Below are 18,723 nucleotides of genomic sequence, written 5' to 3' on the forward strand. Positions count from 1 at the left end.
CCATGCCGGAAAAAGGCGCCTATATCGCCATCGATTGGGGCACGACCAATCGCCGCGTCCATCTGGTCGCGGCGAGCGGGCGGGCACTGCGCAGCGAGCGCGATGATCGCGGGGTATTGGCGATGGAGCCGACGGACTACCCCGCTGCGATTGCCGATGTCCGGGAACGGTTCGGGACGTTGCCGATCCTCGCCGCGGGCATGATAGGTTCCAATCGCGGCTGGGTGGATGTGCCCTATGTCGACCTGCCCACTGGCTTTGCCGCACTGGCCGAAGCTGTGGTTTGCCCGGAGGAATCGGTCTTCCTGATCCCCGGCGTCGCGCGTCGCCAACGCGATCGGGCGGATGTGATGCGCGGCGAAGAGGTGCAGGTTCTCGGCGCGATCGCTGCGGATATGGCACCGGGAGACGGGCATTTCTGTCAGCCCGGCACCCACAATAAGTGGGTGGTCACCGATGCTGGCCGGATCGTCGACTTTGCCACGACCATGACCGGAGAGCTGTTTGCACTGCTCAAGGCCCAGGGCACTCTGGCCGGGATGCTCAATGCGCCCGTTTGCGACGGGCCGGCCTTTCGCGAGGGGCTGGCGCGCGGCACGACGTGCCGGGACCTTTCCGCGCAGCTTTTCGGCGTTCGCGCTGGCGTATTGCTGGAAACGATCGCACCCGAAGATGCCGCCAGCTATGCCAGCGGGGTGCTGATCGGTGCCGATGTTCGCGCGCAATCCGATTCTTCGGCCGGTAGGATTCACCTGATCGCGCAGGGAACCCTTGCGACGCTCTATGCGGCGGCGTTCGCCGCTGCCGGAATGCGCGTTGTCGCGATCGACAGCGACGCTGCCTTCCTCGCCGGAGTTCACGGGATATGGGAGAAGCTGCAATGAACGCCGAATTGTTCGAACGCGCATTTTCGCAATGCCCGCTCGTCGCGATTCTGCGCGGCCTGACGCCCGGTGAAGCGCCGGCGGTGGGCGATGCGCTGGTCGATGCCGGCATTACCATCATCGAAGTTCCGCTCAATTCGCCCCATCCGCTGGAAAGCATCGGCCTGCTGGCCAGGCGCCTGGCGGGCAGGGCAGTGGTCGGCGCCGGGACGGTGCTGACCATCGAGCAGGTGCGGCAAGTCGCATCTGCGGGGGGACAGCTGATCGTGTCGCCGAACAGCGATCCCGAGGTGATCCGGGCCGGCGTGGCTGCCGGGATGGCTTGTGCACCCGGCTATTACACGGCGACCGAGGCTTTTGCCGCGCTTGCCGCCGGTGCGCACGCGCTGAAACTGTTTCCCGCCGACAGTGCGGTACCCGCGATGTTGAAGGCGCAGCGGGCCGTGCTGCCGCGCGAGGTACCGGTGCTGGCAGTCGGCGGTATCACCCCCGACACGATGGCGGCATGGCGGACAGCGGGTGCCGATGGCTTCGGCCTTGGCTCCAACCTCTATCGTCCCGGAAAACCGGCCTCTGCGGTCGCCGCCGATGCGCGGCGTTTCCTCCAGTCCCTTTCGGAGCTTGCATGACTTTCCAACGTCTCGTCCAACATCGTGCCGACGACGGCACTCGCGGGGTCATCTGGGCGAACGGCGAGCAGGCCGTGTTTGTCGACCAGGTAGATACGACACGCGCACTGGCGCTCGCCGCGATTGGGGAAGGGCGCACACTTGCCGAAGAGGCGCAGAGGCGCGCCGGCAGCCGTGGTGTCGATCTGGCAGCCGAACTCGCGGCGGGGCGGCTGTTGCCCGCCATCGACCACGATGACCCGGCACGAATGATCCTTGCCGGCACCGGCCTGACGCACCTCGGTTCGGCCGAGGGGCGCGACAAGATGCACAAGGCGGCCGCGCAGGCCGAGCATCAGACCGATTCGATGCGCATGTTCCTTGAAGGTGTGGCGGGCGGGAAGCCTGCTCCCGGCGAGACGGGGCAGCAGCCGGAATGGTTCTACAAGGGCGACGGCAGCGGCCTGGTCGGCCCCGGCGCGCCGCTGCGCTCTCCCGCCTTCGCTCAGGACGGCAGCGAAGAGCCCGAGCTTGCCGGTATCTACGTGATCGGTGAGGACGGCACGCCCTGGCGGCTTGGCGTCGCGCTTGCCAACGAATTCAGCGATCATGTGACCGAGCGGCACAATTATCTGTGGCTCGCTCATTCCAAGCTTCGCCCGGCGGCGCTCGGCGCGGAACTGCTGCTTGGCACGCCGCCCGCCGATATTCGCGGCACCAGCCGCATTCTGCGCGACGGCGCCACGCTCTGGGAAAAGCCGTTCCTGACCGGCGAAGCCAATATGTCGCACCATATCGCCAATCTCGAGGCGCACCATTTCAAATATGCCGGTTTCCGGCGGCCCGGAGACATTCATGTCCATTTCTTCGGGACGGCTACCTTGTCATTTGCTGATGGCGTGACGACGCAGCCGGGTGATGAATTCGAGATTTCGGCCGAGCCCTTCGTCTTGCCGCTGCGCAATCGGCTCGAAGTCGGGCCTGCGGATAACGTGACGGTGCGCGCGCTGTGAGCGGCGCGATCCGGCTGGCGGTGATCGGGCTGGGCAAGATCGCGCGCGACCAGCATCTACCCGCCATTGCATCGAGCGACGCGTTCGAGCTGGTCGCGACGGTGAGCCGCGACGGAGCGCGCAGCGACGGCATTCCGCATTTCGAGGAAGTCGGCGATCTGGCGGAAAGCAATATCGGCGTCGACGCAGTTTCGGTCTGTACGCCGCCGCAGGTGCGCCGCGCAGTGGCGCAGGCCGCCCTTGCGCGCGGCTGGCACGTCCTCCTCGAAAAGCCGCCCGCCGCCACGCTGGGTGAGGCCGAGGCGCTGCGCGATCTCGCCTGCGCGCGGGAGACGACGCTGTTTGCGAGTTGGCATTCGCGGCATGCGGCGGGCGTCGCTCCCGCCCGGGCCTGGCTTGCCGATCGCGAGATACGCAGCGTTCGAATCGCCTGGCGCGAGGATGTTCGCGTCTGGCATCCCGGTCAGGCATGGATATGGCAGCCCGGGGGATTTGGTGTGTTCGATCCGGGGATCAACGCGCTGTCGATCATCACGCATATCCTGCCGCGGCCGCTATTCGTGACCGCAGCCGACCTGGAGGTGCCGGAAAATTGCGCCGCCCCGATCGCAGGCACGGTTTCAATGTGCGATTCGGCGGGCGTGAACGTCGCGATGGAGCTCGACTTCCTGCAGCAGGGCCCGCAGAGCTGGGATATCGCGATCGAGACGGACGCAGGCACGTTGCGCCTTGCCAAGGGAGGCGCGGAGGTCAGCTTTCCTGACGGCCGGCAACCGCCGGCGGAGAATGACGGGGAATATCCGGCTCTCTATGCGCATTATGCCGAACTGATCCGGGCGGGGGAATCGGATGTCGATCTGGCGCCGCTGCGTATCGTTGCCGATGCGTTTCTGAAAGGGCGGCATCGGCAGGTCGCGGCCTTTATCGAATAGCGCGGAACGGGCACCTGGCGGCGAACGGAAAAGCGCAAACGCTCGTTGGCCGCAGTCCGCTCGACCGGGCTGTTGTTCGATCCGGGCAGGCGAGGTGCCTCGCGAGCAGCCCCCCCGGCAGAGCGTTTTCGCGCCGCCCCGGCAACGTCGCCATTGTCTCCCCCATAATTTTTCCATCGAATCGGGAAATCGTCCGGGGCTGACCGGTTGAGATATGGATGAGCTGCGCATCTTCGCACCGATGGCAAGAACATGTGCCGCGGAAGCGCGCCTGCCTGCGCTTCAGGGTTTCGCGCGCTGCCCGTTCGACGCGAACGATATGGATCGCCCGGATGCTTGCTTCGCTCTTGCCGCTTTGGCTCGTGGCGGGCTGTGGCGTGCATGGCGACGGGATGCTGGCCGCAGCCGGCGAAGTTGCTGAAATCCAGCGCGATCAACTGATGCGGATCACACTGCTGGTGCTGGTGGTGATCGCGCCGGTATTCATCGGGCTACCGCTGATTTTGTGGCGCGATCGGCTGTCGCGCGGTGCAGACGCATATCGCCCCGACTGGCATTTCTCGGCGCGGCTTGAATATTTCATCTGGGGTGTTCCGATCGTTATCGTATCCCTGCTCGCAATCTCGCTGTGGACGACCTTGCACGAAATCGATCCCTATCAGCGGTTGCGCCCGGGCACCGATCCGGTGCGGGTTCAGGTGGTAGGCCTCGACTGGAAATTCCTGTTCATCTATCCCGACGAAGGCGTGGCGAGCGTGAACAGGCTCGTGCTGCCCGAGGGGCGCGAAGTCGCGTTCGACATTACCGCTGACGGGCCGATGATGGCGTTCATGATCCCCCGGCTGGGCGGACAGATCTATGCGATGGCCGGGATGCGGACCAAGCTGCACCTGATCGCCGACCGAACGGGCAGCTATCGCGGGCTCAACACGCAGTTCAACGGCAGCCATTTTCACGAACAGCATTTCGCGGTGCAGGTGCGCGACGCGGCGGGTTATCGCCGCTGGGTGGAAGGCGCGCGGGCCGCGCCGCCGCTCGATGGCGCGCGCTATGCCGCGCTCGCCAGACCCTCGACGGTGGCGCAGCCGATGACCTTCGGCCGAGCGCAGCCGGGACTGTTCGACCATATCGTCGCCAAATATCATCATGCCGGAAGCCCCGATGGCGCATTGCGCGGCGTTGCACCTACACCGCCCGATCACGGCAAAGCGGCGCAGCCCGTCCCGGCGGAGGCGATGCCTTGAACACGCATGACCTGACCTACTGGCTGTTCGGCAATCTGCGCTGGTCGGACTTTCCGCCCAAGAGCGACCTGATCGCCACCGGCGCAGCATCGCTGGTGATCCTCGGCGCGCTTGGCGTGGTGGTGCTGCTCACCGTCACGCGGCGCTGGCGCTGGCTGTGGTCGGAATGGCTGACCAGCCTCGATCACAAGAAGATCGGGATCATGTACATCGTCATCGCCTTCGTCATGCTGGCGCGCGCGGTGGTCGAGGCGGCGTTGATGCGCACCCAACAGGCCGTGGCGATCAATGCGCCCGGCGTGGTCAGCCCGGAGCATTTCGCGCAGCTTTTCACCACTCACGGCTCGGTGATGATCTTCTTTATGGCGATGCCGTTCCTTTCGGGCATCATCAATTACGTCATGCCGCTGCAGATCGGCGCGCGCGACCTGACCTTTCCCTTCATGAACGCGGTCGGGCTGTGGCTTACCGGGGCGGGGGCGGCGCTCGTGATGGTCAGCCTCGTCATCGGCAAATTTTCGATCGGCGGATGGAGCGGCTATCCGCCCTTTACCGAGCTGCCCTTCTCGCCCGGCGAAGGCGTAGATTACTGGATATGGGCCGTTACCCTGTCGTCGCTGGGAACGACGCTGACGGGAATCAATTTTGCCGTGACGCTCTACAAGGAGCGCGCGCCGGGGATGCGCCTGTTCCGCCTGCCGCTCTTCGCCTGGACGTCGCTCTGCACGGCGATCCTGATGATCTTCGCGATGCCGCCGCTCACCGTCGCGACCGCGCTGCTCGCGCTCGATCGCTATGCCGGCTTTCATTTCTTCACCAACGATCTCGGCGGCAACATGATGAACTATGCCAACCTCTTTTGGCTGTTCGGTCATCCCGAGGTCTATATTCTGATCCTGCCCGCCTTCGGCATCTGGTCCGAGGTCATCTCAACCTTTTCGGGCAAGCGGCTCTACGGGTACAAGTCGATGGTTTTCGCGGTGATGTGCATCGCGGTGCTGAGCTTCACCGTCTGGCTGCACCACTTCTTCACGATGGGGCAAAGCGCCAACGTCAACGCGGTGTTCGGCATCGCGACGATGCTGATCGGGATTCCCACCGGCGTGAAGGTCTATGACTGGCTGCTCACCATGTATGGCGGGCGCCTCCGGCTGACCGCGCCGATGCTGTTCGCCGTCACTTTCCTCTTCTGCTTCGTGCTCGGCGGGTTATCGGGGATTATCCTCGCCAATCCGCCGGTTGATTTCAGTGTGCATAATTCGCTGTTCCTGGTCGCGCATTTCCACAACATGCTGATCCCCGGAACGCTGTTCGGGATGATTGCGGGCTATATGTTCTGGTTTCCCAAGGCGTTCGGCTTTCGCCTGGAAGAGACTTGGGGCCGAATCGCCTGGGGCTGCTGGAGTGCGGGGTTCCTGTTGGCCTTCCTGCCGCTCTACATGCTCGGGCTGTTCGGCATGATGCGGCGCACGGCGGAGACGTTCCGCGCCGAATATGCGCCCTGGCTGTGGACGGCATGGGGTGGTGCGGGGCTGATCGTCTGCGGCCTCGGGGCGCTGATCGTGCAGCTGATCGTCAGCATCCGGCGCCGCGAGGCGCTTGCAGTGCCGGTCGGCGATCCGTGGGACGGGCACAGCCTCGAATGGTGGACCAGTTCGCCGCCCCCCGAATATAACTTCGCCGTGCTGCCCAAGATCGAGGAGACCGAGGCGTTCACTGCGATGAAGCGCAGGGGCCGCGCCTATGAATCGCCCGAAGATTATGCGGACATCACCATGCCCAAACACACCGGGTTGCCGGTGATGATCGGCGCGGCGGGGTTCGTCTGCGCCTTCGCGCTGACCTGGCATATCTGGTGGGCCGCCGCGCTGGGGCTGCTGGCGATGTGGGGCGGGGTGGTCGCGCGCAGTTTCCGCAGCGATTTCGAGCATGTCATTCCCGCCGCGCAGATCGAACGCGAAAACGAGGCCTGGCTGGCGCGCGCTCGCGCGACGACGCCGGTCGATCGTTTCGCCGAACTCGACCCCGCCAATCGTGGAAAGGCGGTGGAGCGGCAATGAGCGATCAGCAGAGCCTCCACGCGGGCGTCAATATCGGCCGCACCGATCCCGAGGCGCACGAGGAAGCCGGGCCGGTGATGTTCGGCTTCTGGGTGTTCCTGATGAGCGATCTGGTGCTGTTCGCGCTGTTGCTCGCTACCTATTCGGCGATGAGCCTGCACGGAATCGCCGGCGGGCCGACGCCGAAGGACGTCACCGACCTCAAGAGCGCGGGGATCGAGACCGCGCTGCTGCTGGCATCGAGCTTCACCTTCGGGATGGCGTCGCTCGCGCAGAAATATCGCGACGATCGCGCGCCGATGGTCGCCTGGATGGTGGCGACGGCATTGCTCGGCATCGCCTTTCTGGGGTTCGAGGCGCGCGATTTCGTCAAGCTCGCGGAGGAGGGGCATATGCCGCAGCGCAGCGGCTTCCTCTCGGCGCATTTCACGCTGCTCGGCTGCCATGGGCTGCATGTGAGCGCGGGGCTGGTGTGGATGGCGGTGCTGTTCGTGCAGATGCGCGTGCCGGGGCTGGAGAGGCTGGTGCGGCTGCGGATCATGCGGCTGGCGCTGTTCTGGCACATGCTCGACGTCGTCTGGATCGCGATTTTGACCTTCGTCTTTCTTTATGGAGCCGCATGATGGCGCAGGAACAAGCAGGGGAACGCCGCCGCGAATATCGTGACAAGCTGATCGGGCTCGCCGGCGCGGCGGTGCTGACGGCGGCGAGCTTCCTGCTGGTAGTACTCAAGCCGGTTTCGCGCGACTTGATCCTCGCCGGGCTGGGGGCGCTGGCACTCGCGCAGATCGGCTGGCAGTTCCGCTTCTTTCTCGACATCGACTTGAGGAAATCGCATCGCGACGATTTGCAGCTGGTGCTGTTCACCGGGCTGATTGTCGCGCTGATGATCGGCGGGTCGCTGTGGATATTGTTCAACCAGCATGCGCGAATGGGCTGACGCTCAGCCGTTTTCCTCCGCCTCGCCGCCGCGTTCGTGCGCGGGTCCGCCGCCGCCGAGATTCATTGCCGTCGCGACCAGCGAGAGATGCGATAGCGCCTGCGGGAAGTTGCCGAGCATGCCCTCGGCGCCGACTTCCTCCGACAGCAGCCCGACATCGTTGGCGACGCCGCACAGCCGCTCGAACAGGTCGCGTGCATCGTCCATCCGGCCCTGCAGCGCATAGACGTCGGCGAGCCAGAAGCCCGCCGCGAGGAACGCGCCTTCGCCACCGCCGACGCCGTCATCATTGTCTTCGGTCTTGTAGCGCAAGACATAGCCGTCGCGGATAAGCTCGTTCTCGATCGCCTCGATCGTGCCGGTGATGCGCGGGTCGTCGATCGGTAGGAATCCGACCAAGGGCAGCCGCAGCAGCGCGGCGTCCAGCGCTTCCTCGCCGAACGCGGCCACGAAACTGTTGCGCTTCCTGTGAAAGCCCTTTTCGAGGACGAGCCCCTTCACCTTGTCGGCCAGCTCACGATAGCGCGCGCTGGCATCGTCATCCTCGCCGTCGAACCATTTGGCGGCACGATCGAAGGCGGCCCAGCACATTACCTTGGAATAGACATGCTGGCGCTGCGGGCCGCGGCTTTCCCATATCCCGGCATCGGGATGCTCCCATTGGTCCTCGAGTTTGTCGGCGAGCAGGCGGACGAGTGCGGTGCTGTCGCCATTGTCCTCGAGCCCGTGGCGCCGCGCGGCGGTGATCGTGTCGAGCACTTCACCATAGACGTCGAGCTGGCACTGCCCGGCCGCGGCGTTTCCGAAGCGGACCGGCGTCGCGCCGTTGAACCCGGCGAGCCAGGGCGCTTCCCATTCGAGGATGCGGCGATCGCCGCCGACTGTGTAGAAGGGCTGGATGTCGATCGGCTCGCCCGCCACTGCGCGGCGCAGCCAGCCGACCCAGGCACCGGCTTCCTCGCGCAGCCCGGACTGCAGCATCGCGAGCAGCGAAAAGGTCGCGTCGCGCAGCCAGCAATAGCGATAGTCCCAGTTACGCTTGCCGCCGGTCCGCTCGGGCAGCGACGCGGTCGGCGCGGCGATGATGCCGCCGGTTGGGCGATGGGTCAGTGCCTTCAGCGTTATCAGCGATCGGATCACCTGATGGCGATAGGCGCCGTGATATCCTGCACCACTCGTCCAGTCTGTCCAATAGTCCTTCGTCTCGTCTAACGCCTCGCGCGGGTCGATCGGTTCGGGCACGTCGCCGTGGCCGGGAAACCAGGTGAGAACGAAGCTCCTGCAATCGCCTTCGGCCATTTCGAAGCAGCTGCCGAACCAGCGATCCTCGAAGGTCACGGGGACGTCGAAGTCGAGCCGAACCGCATCGGGGCCGGCGATGGCGAGCACCTGCCGGTCCGAACATTCGCGCACCAGCGGGTGGAGCTGGCCATAGTCGAAGCGGATAGCGAGTTCGGAACGCATCGTCACGCTGCCGCTACGGCATTCGACGATGCGGACCACGTCGGGCGCCTCGCCGCGGATCGGCATGAAATCGGTGACCGCGACGGTACCCGTCTCGGTCTCGAACAGCGTTTCGAGGATCAGCGTATCGGGCAGATAGCGACGCGAGACGCTGCGAAAGCCGCCCTCGGGCGCCATTTCCCAGCAGCCGTTCTCGCGGTCGCCCAGGATCGCGGCGAGACAGGCCTCGGAATCGAAGCGCGGCATGCACAACCACTCGATCGCCCCGCCGCGATGCACCAGCGCGGCGGTCTCGCCGTCGCCGATCAGGGCATAATCCTCGATCCGCTTGTGCGGGTGGGTGGTCATGCCGCCTTTCGCCGTGCGAAGAGCGCGCCGGCCACGCCCAGCCCCGCCAGCGCGGCCGCGCCGACACCGAGCAATGTGCGATGCGTGGTGATCCAGAGCTGCGAACTATGCGTGCGTGCCTCGTCGTCGAACCGGCCATGCGCGCCGTGGTCGCCTGGAACCGGCTCGTAGAGATTGTCCTTGCGATCCGCCGAGACCGGTTCCGCACCCTGCTGGCCGTCGAACGCGGTTTGGGCGAGATAATGGTCGAGCAGGCCCGAGGCCATGCGATCGCCCCAGATCGCTTTCCAGGTCGGCCAGCCTAGCTTGATGCTCTTGCGCTTGTGATGCGCGGCGAAGACGATCGCCTTTGCCGGGATTTCGGGCTGATAGGGTGGGCTCGCCGGGCGCGGCTTGTTGGGCAGGTTGGTACGGATCCAGTCGAATTGCGGTGTGTTGACGCCGGGGAGCTGAACCATCGAGACATGCACGTCGCGCTTCGCGTGGAACAGTTCGGCGCGGATCGAATCGTGAAAGCCCTGGATCGCGTGCTTGGCGCCGCAATAGGCGGATTGCAGCGGAATGCCGCGATAGGCGAGCGCGGACCCAACCAGCACGATGCTGCCCCGGTTGCGCGGCAGCATGCGCTTCAACGCCGCATGGGTGCCGTGCACCTGTCCGTGATAGGTGACGTCGGTGACGCGGTGATAATCGGCGAGTGACATGTCGATGAAGCGCGAGAAGACGCCCGCGAACGCCGCATTGACCCAGATGTCGATCGGGCCGAATACCGTTTCGAGCTTTTCGGCGGCGGCGTCGACCGCGTCGGCATCGGCGACGTCGCACGGTAACATCAGCGCCTCGCCGCCGGCTTGCCATACTTCGTTAGCCGCGCCTTCGAGACCATCCCTGCCGCGCGCGATCAGGCCGATCCGCGCGCCCTGTTTCGCGAATTCGCGCACCACCGCGCGACCCACGCCAGCCGACGCGCCCGTGATCATGACGACCGGGCGGCCGTCACCTCCGTCAAGCTTGCTTCCCATCGGTTCAGAGGACGCCGATCACCGTGGCGATCGCCGCGAGCAATACCATCGCTGCCAATCCCGAGACGAAGAGCAATCGCTCGTCGCGGTGCTTGAGAATGATCGTGCCGCCACGCGCATCGCGTGAAGAGATGTGCGTCGCTTCGTCCTTTGTGCGTTTCTGTTCCATACCGATTGCAACGTGACGCGTGCGCGCGGGTTCCGAACTTTCCCGGCGCCGGGAAACCTTCGCGCTGCGCCCGCGCTTGGTAGGGCATGACGCCGATGACATCCCCCGAAAGCGCCGCGCGTTTCCGCCATTCGCCGCGCCGGCAATATTATCGCGGCGGCAACCTCGATCGAGTGCGGGCAGTCGAGGATTTGCGCGCGCGGGCGCACAAGCTGATGCCGCGCCTCGTCCTCGAATATCTCGAGGCCGGGGCAGGCAGTGAAGCGACGCTCGACCGCGAGCGCGAAGCGTTCGCCGAATGGCGCTTCCTGCCGCATACGCTAGTCGATGAATCGCATCGTTCGACCGAGCGCGAACTGCTCGGCAGGACGGCGGCGATGCCGCTCGCGATCGCGCCGACCGGCCTCAACGGCCTGTTTCGCTATCATGCCGATACGATGCTGGCGAAGGGGGCGGCGCGGTTCGGGGTGCCGTTCATCCAGAGCACCATGTCCAACGACCCGATGGAGGAGGTCGGCAAGGTGCCGGGACTGCGCCACTGGTGGCAGCTCTATGTCTTCGGCGGCGAGGAAATCTGGCAGGAATTGCTGCGCCGCGCCGATGCGGCGGGGTGCGAGGCGCTGGTGCTCACCACCAATTCTCAGATTTTCGGCGACCGCGAATGGAGCGATCGCACACGCACCGCCACGGGCGGGCCGACGCTGGCGAGCATATTCGATGCGGCACGTCACCCGCGCTGGATGGTCGCAGCGCTGCGCCACGGGCTGCCGAGATTCGCCAATGTCCTGGACTTCATTCCCAAGGATCAGCGCGGCTTTTTCGAAAGCGCGCACTGGATTCGATCGCAAATGCCGCGTGACCTCAGCTGGAACGATGTCGCGCGCATCCGCTCGCGCTGGAAGAAGCCGATGTTCCTGAAAGGACTGCTCAATCTCGAGGATGTGCGTCGCGCGCGCGACAGCGGCGTCGACGGTATTATGCTCGGCAGTCATGGCGGTCGGCAGATGGACTGGGCGGCCTCCGCGCTCGATATCCTGGCGCCTGCGCGCGAAATCGTCGGGGAGAGCGTGGCGCTCTACATGTCGGGCGGTATTCGCCACGGCACCGACATATTGAAGGCGCTCTTGCTCGGCGCCGACGCAGTGCTCTCCGGTCGCGCGACGCTCTACGGCCTATGCGCGGCGGGCGCCGACGGCGTGACCTGCGCGCTCGAAACGCTCCGGCGCCAGATGCTGAACGAGATGGGACAGCTCGGCGTATCGTCGCTCGACGCTCTCTCGGCCGAGGTGATGGTCCGGCGCGAGAAGCTGCCGGTGGCGCTCGCAAGTTAGTTTCGAAACGATCGGAACAGCCGGGCGTGCCAGCCCGTTACCGAAGCAACGGGAGAAAATTTCGGAGCTATCTCAAGGAGGCGCATCATGGCGCAGACAGTCGGTGATTTCGTATGGCAACGCCTGCATCAATGGGGCGTGCGACGGATATTCGGCTATCCTGGAGACGGCATCAACGGATTGCTCGGCGCGCTCGACCGCACCGGGGACGAGTTCGAATTCATTCAGGCGCGGCATGAAGAAATGGCCGCCTTCATGGCATCTGCGCATGCCAAGTTCACCGGTGAGCTTGGCGTATGCCTCGCCACCTCAGGCCCGGGCGCGTCGCATGTGCTGACCGGACTTTACGACGCGCGGATGGACCATATGCCCGTGCTCGCGATCGTCGGGCAGCAGGCACGGACCGCGGTCGGCGCGCACTATCAGCAGGAGCTCGATCTCGGCGCGATGTTCAAGGACGTGGCGGGCGCCTTTACCGGCTATGCGATGGCGCCCGCGCAAGTGCGCCATCTGGTCGATCGCGCGGTGCGGATCGCCCTGGGGCAGCGGCGCGTCACCGCGCTGATCTTCCCCAACGACCTGCAGGAAATGGAAATGGAGCAGCCGCCGCGCAGCCACGGCGCGGTCTTTTCGGGCGTCGGCTACAGCGAGCCCAGGGTGGTGCCGCATGACGAGGATCTGCGCCGCGCCGCCGAACTGCTCAATTCGGGCGAGAAGGTCGGCATGCTGGTCGGGGCGGGCTGCAAGGGGGCGACTGACGAGGTGATCGCGCTTGCCGATCGGTTGGGCGCGGGCAGCGCCAAGGCGCTGCTCGGCAAGGACGTGCTCCCCGACGACCTGCCCTGGGTAACGGGTTCGATCGGGCTGCTCGGAACCAAGCCGAGCTGGGATCTGATGCAGCAATGCGACACCTTCCTGATGCTCGGATCGGGCTTCCCCTATTCGGAATTCCTTCCCGAGGAGGGTCAGGCAAAGGGCGTGCAGGTCGATATCGATCCGGGCATGCTCTCGCTGCGCTATCCGATGGACGTCAATCTGACCGGCGACATCAAGGCGACGCTCGACGCGCTGCTGCCGATGCTCGATCAGAAGGATGGCGCGTGGCGCGACGAGATCGCGGGGTGGAAGCGCGACTGGGACGAAACACTCAAGGACCGCGCGATGGTCTCGGCCGATCCGGTCAATCCGCAGCGCATTTTCACCGAGCTTTCGCCGCGCCTGCCCGACGGCGCGATCGTGACCAGCGACAGCGGCAGCTGCGCCAACTGGTATGCGCGCGACCTGCAGTTCCGCCGCGGGATGATGGGCTCTCTTTCGGGTGGTCTCGCCTCGATGGGGGCGGGCGTACCCTATGCGATCGCTGCGAAGTTCGCGCATCCCGACCGGCCGGTAATCGCCAGCGTCGGCGACGGCGCGATGCAGATGAACAACATGGCCGAGCTGATCACCATCGCCAAATATCACGATCGCTGGCCCAACCAGACCTTCGTTGTCTGTGTGCTCAACAACGAGGATCTCAATCAGGTCACCTGGGAACAGCGGGTGATGGAAGGCAATCCCAAGTTCGAGGCGACGCAGAAAATCCCGAGCGTTCCCTATCACCGCTTCGCGCAGATGATCGGGCTCGAAGGCATTTATGTCGATGATCCCGAGGATCTTGGCAGCGCCTGGGATCGCGCGCTTTCGGCGGGCAAGCCGGTGCTGCTCGAGGTCAAGACCGATCCCGAAGTGCCGCCGCTGCCGCCACACATCACGCTCGATCAGGCCAAGGCCTTCAGTGCGACGCTGTTCAAGGGCGATCCCGACCAGTCGGGGCTGATCAAGGGAAGTGCCAAGCAACTGCTTGCCAACGTCTTCGGCGACTGATGCGACCCGCAACAGGCGCCGATCTCACCGATGCGCGTCACGCCGTCCGGCTGATCGCAGGCGGCGCGACGATGCTTGCCGGGTCCGTGCTCGCCGACAGCGGGATGGAGCATTATCGCGGGTCGTTTTCGAACCCCGCGATGGCGCTGCCGCTCGCATCGTCGGGGATATCGCTGCTGTTCAACGGCGAGCGCGTGCGCGAGCCGAACAGTAGCGAGACGGTATATCCGCGGCTCAGCCACGGCATCTCGCTCGCGATCGGCGCGGTGGGGTTCGGCTTTCATGTCTATAACATCCTCAAGCGGGAAGGCGGGCCGAGTTTCACCAACCTGTTCTACGCGGCGCCGGCCGGTGCACCTGCCGCGCTGGTGCTGGCGGGAATGCTGGGCGGCGCGGCGGACCGGCTGGGGCATGACGATATGCGGATCGGTCCGGTCGGTCTCGAATCGGGGAGGGTGATCGGCGGGCTGGTGTCGGCCGGTATCGTCGGCACCGTCGCCGAGGCCGGGCTGCTCCACTTCCGCGGCGCCTATCACAATCCGGCGATGTGGATTCCGGTCGCGCTGCCGCCGGTCGCGGCGGTTTCGCTGGCGCGGGACGCCATCGAGGACAAGCCGCGCGGGGTGACGACGGCGCTGCTCGGCGCGACCGTGGCGATGGGGATCGCGGGAGTCGGCTTCCATGCCTTTGGTGTGGCGCGCAACATGGGCGGCTGGCGCAACTGGCGGCAGAATCTGCTCGCCGGGCCGCCGATCCCGGCGCCGCCCGCCTTTACCGGGCTCGCCGTGGCGGGGCTGGGCGCCTTGCTGCTGATGAAAAGGAGGAAGCGCAGTGGCTGATCGCTTTCCCGACTATCATGTCCTCGCCAAGCGCGACACGGCCAGCTGGAACGCGCAGACGGGCGCAGTGGTCGACGCGCGGCTGGCGAAGGATCCGCCCGAAGGCGTATTGTCCGATCGCCAGCGCCAGACGCTGGCTCGGGTCATCGACCGCATCGTGCCGCAGCCCGAGCACCGCCCGCCGGTTAACACGCTCGCGCTGGTGATGGGCAAGATCGCCGCCAACGGCAGCGACGGGTTTCGCCATCATCAACTCCCCGAGACGCGGCGGGCGTGGGAGCGCGGGCTCGACGCCGTCGATGCCGAGGCGTGCGTGCGGCACGGCAGCGGCTTTGCGTTTCTGAGCGACGATCAGGCCGATGCAGTGCTCTGCGCGGTCGAGAAGGGCGAAGTGGAAGCGCCCGAATGGCAGGATCTGCCCGCCGGCCTCTTCTGGTCGTGGCGGCTGATTCCCGACATCGTCTCGGCCTATTACGCCCATCCCAGCGCCTGGAGCGCGATGGGCTTCGGCGGCCCCGCGAGCCCGCGCGGCTATGTGCGGCTGCAGGCCAATCGTCGCGATCCCTGGGAAGCTGCAGAGCGCGACGATCAGGCGCCATCCCCGGCGGAAGCACGCAACCATCATGCCGAGTGAACCCGAACAGCAGTTACGCGCCGGCGGCGGACGCGCGCCCGATGTCTTCACGCCCGGCGGCTGGGTGCCGATGCGCGAATATGGCGAGGCGGAGGAAGTCGATTTCGCGATCGTCGGCACCGGCGCGGGCGGGGGGACGCTTGCCTGCAGGCTCGCCGAGGCAGGCTTTTCGGTGGTCGCGTTTGATGCCGGAGCCTATTGGCGCCCGCTCGAGGATTTCGCTTCGGACGAGACCGAGCAGCAGAAACTCTATTGGACCGATCGCCGCATCGTCGACGGCAGCCATCCGCTCAAGATGGGGTCGAATAATTCGGGCAAGTCGGTCGGCGGATCGACGGTACATTTCGCGATGGTTTCGCTGCGCTTCCGACCCGAACATTTCAAGGCGCGCTCGAAACTCGGCTATGGCGTCGACTGGCCGGTCGATTGGCGTGAGATGTGGCGCTATTACGACGAAGTCGAGGACGCGCTGAAGATCGCTGGTCCGGTCAGCTATCCCTGGGGCCCGAAACGCGGCCGCTATCCCTATCGCGCGCATCCGATGAACGCGGCCGCAAATTATCTGGCGAAGGGCGCCGACGCGCTTGGCATTGACTGGACCGAAACGCCGTTGGCGACGCTGTCGGCGCCGCGCGGCAAGGCGCATCCGTGCGTCTATCGCGGCTTCTGTGTCACCGGCTGTTCGACCAACGCCAAGCAATCGGTGCTCGTCACCTGGCTGCCCCGCGCGCTCAAGGCAGGCGCGGAAATACGCGATCTTGCGATGGTCGGGCGGATCGAGACGAAGAACGGCCGAGCGACCGGCGTTCACTATCTCCGTGCGGGCGCATGGCGCTTCCAGAAGGCGAAGAATGTGATCGTCGCCGGATATGCCATCGAAACGCCGCGGCTGCTGCTGATGTCGGCCAACAGTGAATTTCCCGACGGGCTCGCCAACAGCTCGGGGCTGCTCGGCAGGAATCTGATGGTTCAGCTCAACCAGGCCGCTTGGGGGCAGGTCGCGGATGAAGTACGCAGCTACAAGGGGCCGCCCAGCCTCGCGATCAGCGAGCACTGGAACTACGAGGATCGCGGCAAGGATTATTTCGGCGGCTGGTCCTATATGAGCCAGGGGCCGCTGCCGATTACCTGGGCCAAGAGCCTTGCGGGCGGGCGCGGGCTATGGGGGCAGGCGCTGATCGACGAAATGGCGCGCAACAATCATTCGGTGGGCCTGAAGATGGTCGGCGAAGTGCTGCCCTATGAACATAACCGCGTGACGCTCTCCGACGAGACCGATCAATATGGCCTGCCCGTCCCGCGCATCACCTTTTCGCTCGGCGAGAACGAGCAGGCGATGATCGCTCATGCGACCGATTTCATGGACCGCAGCCTCGAAGCAGCTGGCGCCGCCGAACGCTGGAAGGAAATGGACGATACCTGTCATCTGGGCGGCACCGCGCGGATGGGCGATGATCCCGCGACGAGCGTGGTCGACCCCGATTGCCGCAGCTGGGACATCCCGAACCTGTGGGTGTGCGACGGATCGGTCTTTCCGACGGTCGGCGGAGTTAATCCGTCGCTTACTATCCAGGCGCTCGCCTGTCGTCTCGCGGACAGGGTCAAGGCTTTGTGCTAGAGGCCGGCTCTGCTCGATCGGAGCGAGCCGGGAATCCGTGCCGGCAGGTCAGACGTTGGATTCCGCGCTGCATTGAACCGCCGGCACCGGCGCGGGGTCAGTGTCTTCGGCGATCAGGTGCAGCATCGACCGGCTGACATCGATAACCGCTCGGTGCTCGGTCAGGACGTCCTGACCGATGATGCCGGCGACATCGCTATTGGTTGCCTGCCCCAGCGCCGAGAGCATCTGACCCAGGTCGGCGCTGACGATGGTCTCCTGCCGGATCGTGACGGGACCGATGACGAACGTGTCGATCGACGCCTGTTGTGCCTTGCCTGCTCCGGCGATCGATCGCGCTCCGAGCCTGGAAAGAACATCCGCGGACGGCTCAAGCCCGAACCGCTCCGCATACGCATTGTCGATCACGCTTACGTTCGCGCCGGTATCAATCACGAAACTTGCGGTTTGCCCGTTGATCGTCGCCTCTGCCAGATGGTGTCCGGTCGAGACCTCGCGCATCGGAACCGCAGTGAAACCGAGCAGGCAGAGCGCGTGATCGACGGTGCCCGATTCGGTCGGTCGATATTCGACCGTCCGGTTGGCACCGCCCGGCAATTGTTCGCATCCGGTTGAGGTGACCAATGCGGACAGGATGACGATCGCGCGCTTCATCGTTGCTCAATCGCCGGGCGACTGCATTGGTTCCTGTCCGCAATCGGCTTTACGTGATCTCGACCCCGACAAGCCCGAACCCCACCCCCAGCGCCGCCATTGCGAGAACACCGGCGACCGCCATCAGCAGTCCGTCGCGGACGAGCAACGCGAGTCCGAACGCGGCGATCGCAGCCATTGGAGCGGTGCTGGCAAAGGGCAGCAGTTCGAGCGGCGGCACAGTGCAGGCAAGCAGGATGACGATCGCCGCGGCGATCCGCGGGATCGGCGCTCGGGTCAGGGTCGGCAGGCCGCCATGAACCCAGCGATCGAGGAACCGGGCAGTTCCCCGCAGCTTCGCCGTTGCATCGCAAAGCTTGCCGGAGGAAATGCGCCGCCGCTCGATGAATCCGGGCAGCCAGAGATGGGTGTGCCCGATCAGTATCTGCACCGCGAAGGTGATGATGATCGCCGCCAGGAAGGTCGGCACACCCGGTATGCCGCCTACAGGCGTTATTTCGAGAAGCGCGGGAACGAGCAGGATCGGACCGTAGCCGCGCTGACCGAGCCCGGCGAGGAAATCACCGATCGACACCGTATCCGCGCTTTCCGCGAGTCGCTCCAGCGCGTCCAGAACATCACCGACAGCGACGCGTCAGCCGGTATCGCGTTTATGCGCGAGTCTTGTTTCGATCCACGCCCCCGTGTGGGGGCGACCCCATCAGCTTCACGCGCGACATGACGAAGGTGATGTTTCGATCCACGCCCCCGTGTGGGGGCGACATGCGAGCATTGCCGTTTTTGCGCACATAGTCCTGTTTCGATCCACGCCCCCGTGTGGGGGCGACAACGCTCACGGTCGTCTTCACCGGCGTCTCGTCGTTTCGATCCACGCCCCCGTGTGGGGGCGACGACATCGCCGCCGCCGGACACAGGCGTCTGAATGTTTCGATCCACGCCCCCGTGTGGGGGCGACAATACGAACGGCGTTTTCACCACCACGGCCAGCGGGTTTCGATCCACGCCCCCGTGTGGGGGCGACCGCACGCTTGTGCATTCGTCTGTGATGACGAGCGCGTTTCGATCCACGCCCCCGTGTGGGGGCGACTCGATCATCG

The 18,723-nt window shown here is 65.4% G+C and carries 18 protein-coding genes and 1 CRISPR repeat array (1 of these 19 running past the window's edge); of the genes, 13 read left to right on the top strand and 5 right to left on the bottom strand.

Annotated elements, in window-relative coordinates; genetic code table 11:
* The first annotated feature begins 2 nt into the window (after positions 1-2).
* The 8 genes from G5C33_RS10850 (at position 3) to G5C33_RS10885 (ending at position 7,681) form a co-directional block, all read left to right on the top strand.
* Positions 3-884 carry a 2-dehydro-3-deoxygalactonokinase gene (locus tag G5C33_RS10850; protein ID WP_165327226.1) on the top strand — a complete coding sequence of 294 codons (882 nt, stop codon included), beginning with the start codon at positions 3-5 and terminating at the stop codon, positions 882-884.
* Positions 881-1,513 carry a 2-dehydro-3-deoxy-6-phosphogalactonate aldolase gene (locus G5C33_RS10855; RefSeq protein WP_165327227.1) on the top strand — a complete coding sequence of 211 codons (633 nt, stop codon included), beginning with the start codon at positions 881-883 and terminating at the stop codon, positions 1,511-1,513. The genes G5C33_RS10850 and G5C33_RS10855 overlap by 4 nt, the downstream gene beginning before the upstream one ends.
* Positions 1,510-2,505, top strand: a complete 996-nt coding sequence (gene araD1 / locus G5C33_RS10860) for an AraD1 family protein (RefSeq protein ID WP_165327228.1) — start codon at positions 1,510-1,512, stop codon at positions 2,503-2,505. The genes G5C33_RS10855 and araD1 overlap by 4 nt, the downstream gene beginning before the upstream one ends.
* Positions 2,502-3,437, top strand: coding sequence for a Gfo/Idh/MocA family protein (locus G5C33_RS10865; RefSeq protein ID WP_165327229.1), 936 nt, complete (start codon positions 2,502-2,504; stop codon positions 3,435-3,437). Before araD1 ends, G5C33_RS10865 begins: the two co-directional genes overlap by 4 nt.
* A 362-nt stretch (positions 3,438-3,799) precedes the next feature.
* Positions 3,800-4,681, top strand: a complete 882-nt coding sequence (locus G5C33_RS10870) for a COX aromatic rich motif-containing protein (protein WP_206518546.1) — start codon at positions 3,800-3,802, stop codon at positions 4,679-4,681.
* Positions 4,678-6,741, top strand: a complete 2,064-nt coding sequence (locus G5C33_RS10875; protein WP_165327231.1) for a cbb3-type cytochrome c oxidase subunit I — start codon at positions 4,678-4,680, stop codon at positions 6,739-6,741. The genes G5C33_RS10870 and G5C33_RS10875 overlap by 4 nt, the downstream gene beginning before the upstream one ends.
* Positions 6,738-7,364 carry a cytochrome c oxidase subunit 3 gene (locus G5C33_RS10880; RefSeq protein WP_165327232.1) on the top strand — a complete coding sequence of 209 codons (627 nt, stop codon included), beginning with the start codon at positions 6,738-6,740 and terminating at the stop codon, positions 7,362-7,364. Before G5C33_RS10875 ends, G5C33_RS10880 begins: the two co-directional genes overlap by 4 nt.
* A complete protein-coding gene (locus G5C33_RS10885) occupies positions 7,361-7,681 on the top strand; it encodes a cytochrome o ubiquinol oxidase subunit IV (RefSeq protein WP_165327233.1) in 321 nt (106 codons plus the stop codon). Before G5C33_RS10880 ends, G5C33_RS10885 begins: the two co-directional genes overlap by 4 nt.
* 3 nt (positions 7,682-7,684) lie before the next feature.
* Here G5C33_RS10885 and G5C33_RS10890 read toward each other — a convergent pair whose 3' ends face one another.
* Genes G5C33_RS10890 through G5C33_RS10900 form a run of 3 tightly spaced genes read right to left on the bottom strand, consistent with a single transcriptional unit; the run spans position 7,685 to position 10,684 of the window.
* Complete coding sequence (locus G5C33_RS10890; RefSeq protein WP_165327234.1) at positions 7,685-9,493, bottom strand: glycoside hydrolase family 15 protein; 1,809 nt, start codon at positions 9,491-9,493, stop codon at positions 7,685-7,687.
* Complete coding sequence (locus G5C33_RS10895; protein ID WP_165327235.1) at positions 9,490-10,515, bottom strand: SDR family oxidoreductase; 1,026 nt, start codon at positions 10,513-10,515, stop codon at positions 9,490-9,492. Before G5C33_RS10895 ends, G5C33_RS10890 begins: the two co-directional genes overlap by 4 nt.
* Before the next feature lie 4 nt (positions 10,516-10,519).
* Entirely contained in the window at positions 10,520-10,684 is a 165-nt protein-coding gene (locus G5C33_RS10900) for a peptide ABC transporter permease (RefSeq protein ID WP_165327236.1), read from the bottom strand.
* 86 nt (positions 10,685-10,770) lie between these two features.
* Between G5C33_RS10900 and G5C33_RS10905 the strand changes: the two genes are divergently transcribed.
* The 5 genes from G5C33_RS10905 to G5C33_RS10925 all read left to right on the top strand — a co-directional run bounded on the left by G5C33_RS10905 (position 10,771) and on the right by G5C33_RS10925 (position 16,972).
* Entirely contained in the window at positions 10,771-12,015 is a 1,245-nt protein-coding gene (locus tag G5C33_RS10905) for an alpha-hydroxy acid oxidase (protein WP_165327237.1), read from the top strand.
* Positions 12,016-12,102: 87 nt separating this feature from the next.
* Positions 12,103-13,881 (top strand): thiamine pyrophosphate-requiring protein, encoded by a 1,779-nt coding sequence (locus tag G5C33_RS10910; RefSeq protein WP_165327238.1) that lies wholly within the window; start codon positions 12,103-12,105, stop codon positions 13,879-13,881.
* Positions 13,881-14,720, top strand: a complete 840-nt coding sequence (locus G5C33_RS10915; RefSeq protein ID WP_165327239.1) for a hypothetical protein — start codon at positions 13,881-13,883, stop codon at positions 14,718-14,720. Before G5C33_RS10910 ends, G5C33_RS10915 begins: the two co-directional genes overlap by 1 nt.
* Positions 14,713-15,354 (top strand): gluconate 2-dehydrogenase subunit 3 family protein, encoded by a 642-nt coding sequence (locus G5C33_RS10920; protein WP_165327240.1) that lies wholly within the window; start codon positions 14,713-14,715, stop codon positions 15,352-15,354. The genes G5C33_RS10915 and G5C33_RS10920 overlap by 8 nt, the downstream gene beginning before the upstream one ends.
* Complete coding sequence (locus tag G5C33_RS10925) at positions 15,344-16,972, top strand: GMC family oxidoreductase (RefSeq protein WP_165327241.1); 1,629 nt, start codon at positions 15,344-15,346, stop codon at positions 16,970-16,972. The genes G5C33_RS10920 and G5C33_RS10925 overlap by 11 nt, the downstream gene beginning before the upstream one ends.
* 48 nt (positions 16,973-17,020) lie before the next feature.
* Here the strand turns inward: G5C33_RS10925 and G5C33_RS10930 are convergent, their stop codons facing one another.
* Together G5C33_RS10930 and G5C33_RS10935 are read right to left on the bottom strand one after the other, a co-directional pair.
* Positions 17,021-17,626 (bottom strand): retropepsin-like aspartic protease family protein, encoded by a 606-nt coding sequence (locus G5C33_RS10930; protein ID WP_165327242.1) that lies wholly within the window; start codon positions 17,624-17,626, stop codon positions 17,021-17,023.
* 49 nt (positions 17,627-17,675) lie between these two features.
* Positions 17,676-18,239, bottom strand: coding sequence for an exopolysaccharide biosynthesis protein (locus G5C33_RS10935; RefSeq protein ID WP_165328826.1), 564 nt, complete (start codon positions 18,237-18,239; stop codon positions 17,676-17,678).
* 52 nt (positions 18,240-18,291) lie between these two features.
* A CRISPR array of direct repeats spans positions 18,292-18,723; the repeat unit is 32 nt; unit sequence GTTTCGATCCACGCCCCCGTGTGGGGGCGACC (it continues 4,144 nt past the right edge of the window).

It is taken from the genome of Sphingosinithalassobacter tenebrarum, assembly GCF_011057975.1.
GTDB classification, from domain to species: domain Bacteria; phylum Pseudomonadota; class Alphaproteobacteria; order Sphingomonadales; family Sphingomonadaceae; genus Sphingomonas; species Sphingomonas tenebrarum.

Coding starts and splice junctions, on each gene's coding strand:
- G5C33_RS10910 (WP_165327238.1), top strand. CDS start 12,103: ATGGCGCAGACAGTCGGTGATTTCGTATGGCAACGCCTGCATCAATGG.
- G5C33_RS10885 (WP_165327233.1), top strand. CDS start 7,361: ATGATGGCGCAGGAACAAGCAGGGGAACGCCGCCGCGAATATCGTGAC.
- G5C33_RS10890 (WP_165327234.1), bottom strand. CDS start 9,493: ATGACCACCCACCCGCACAAGCGGATCGAGGATTATGCCCTGATCGGC.
- G5C33_RS10930 (WP_165327242.1), bottom strand. CDS start 17,626: ATGAAGCGCGCGATCGTCATCCTGTCCGCATTGGTCACCTCAACCGGA.
- G5C33_RS10855 (WP_165327227.1), top strand. CDS start 881: ATGAACGCCGAATTGTTCGAACGCGCATTTTCGCAATGCCCGCTCGTC.
- araD1 (WP_165327228.1), top strand. CDS start 1,510: ATGACTTTCCAACGTCTCGTCCAACATCGTGCCGACGACGGCACTCGC.
- G5C33_RS10915 (WP_165327239.1), top strand. CDS start 13,881: ATGCGACCCGCAACAGGCGCCGATCTCACCGATGCGCGTCACGCCGTC.
- G5C33_RS10895 (WP_165327235.1), bottom strand. CDS start 10,515: ATGGGAAGCAAGCTTGACGGAGGTGACGGCCGCCCGGTCGTCATGATC.
- G5C33_RS10905 (WP_165327237.1), top strand. CDS start 10,771: ATGACGCCGATGACATCCCCCGAAAGCGCCGCGCGTTTCCGCCATTCG.
- G5C33_RS10880 (WP_165327232.1), top strand. CDS start 6,738: ATGAGCGATCAGCAGAGCCTCCACGCGGGCGTCAATATCGGCCGCACC.
- G5C33_RS10900 (WP_165327236.1), bottom strand. CDS start 10,684: ATGGAACAGAAACGCACAAAGGACGAAGCGACGCACATCTCTTCACGC.
- G5C33_RS10925 (WP_165327241.1), top strand. CDS start 15,344: ATGCCGAGTGAACCCGAACAGCAGTTACGCGCCGGCGGCGGACGCGCG.
- G5C33_RS10850 (WP_165327226.1), top strand. CDS start 3: ATGCCGGAAAAAGGCGCCTATATCGCCATCGATTGGGGCACGACCAAT.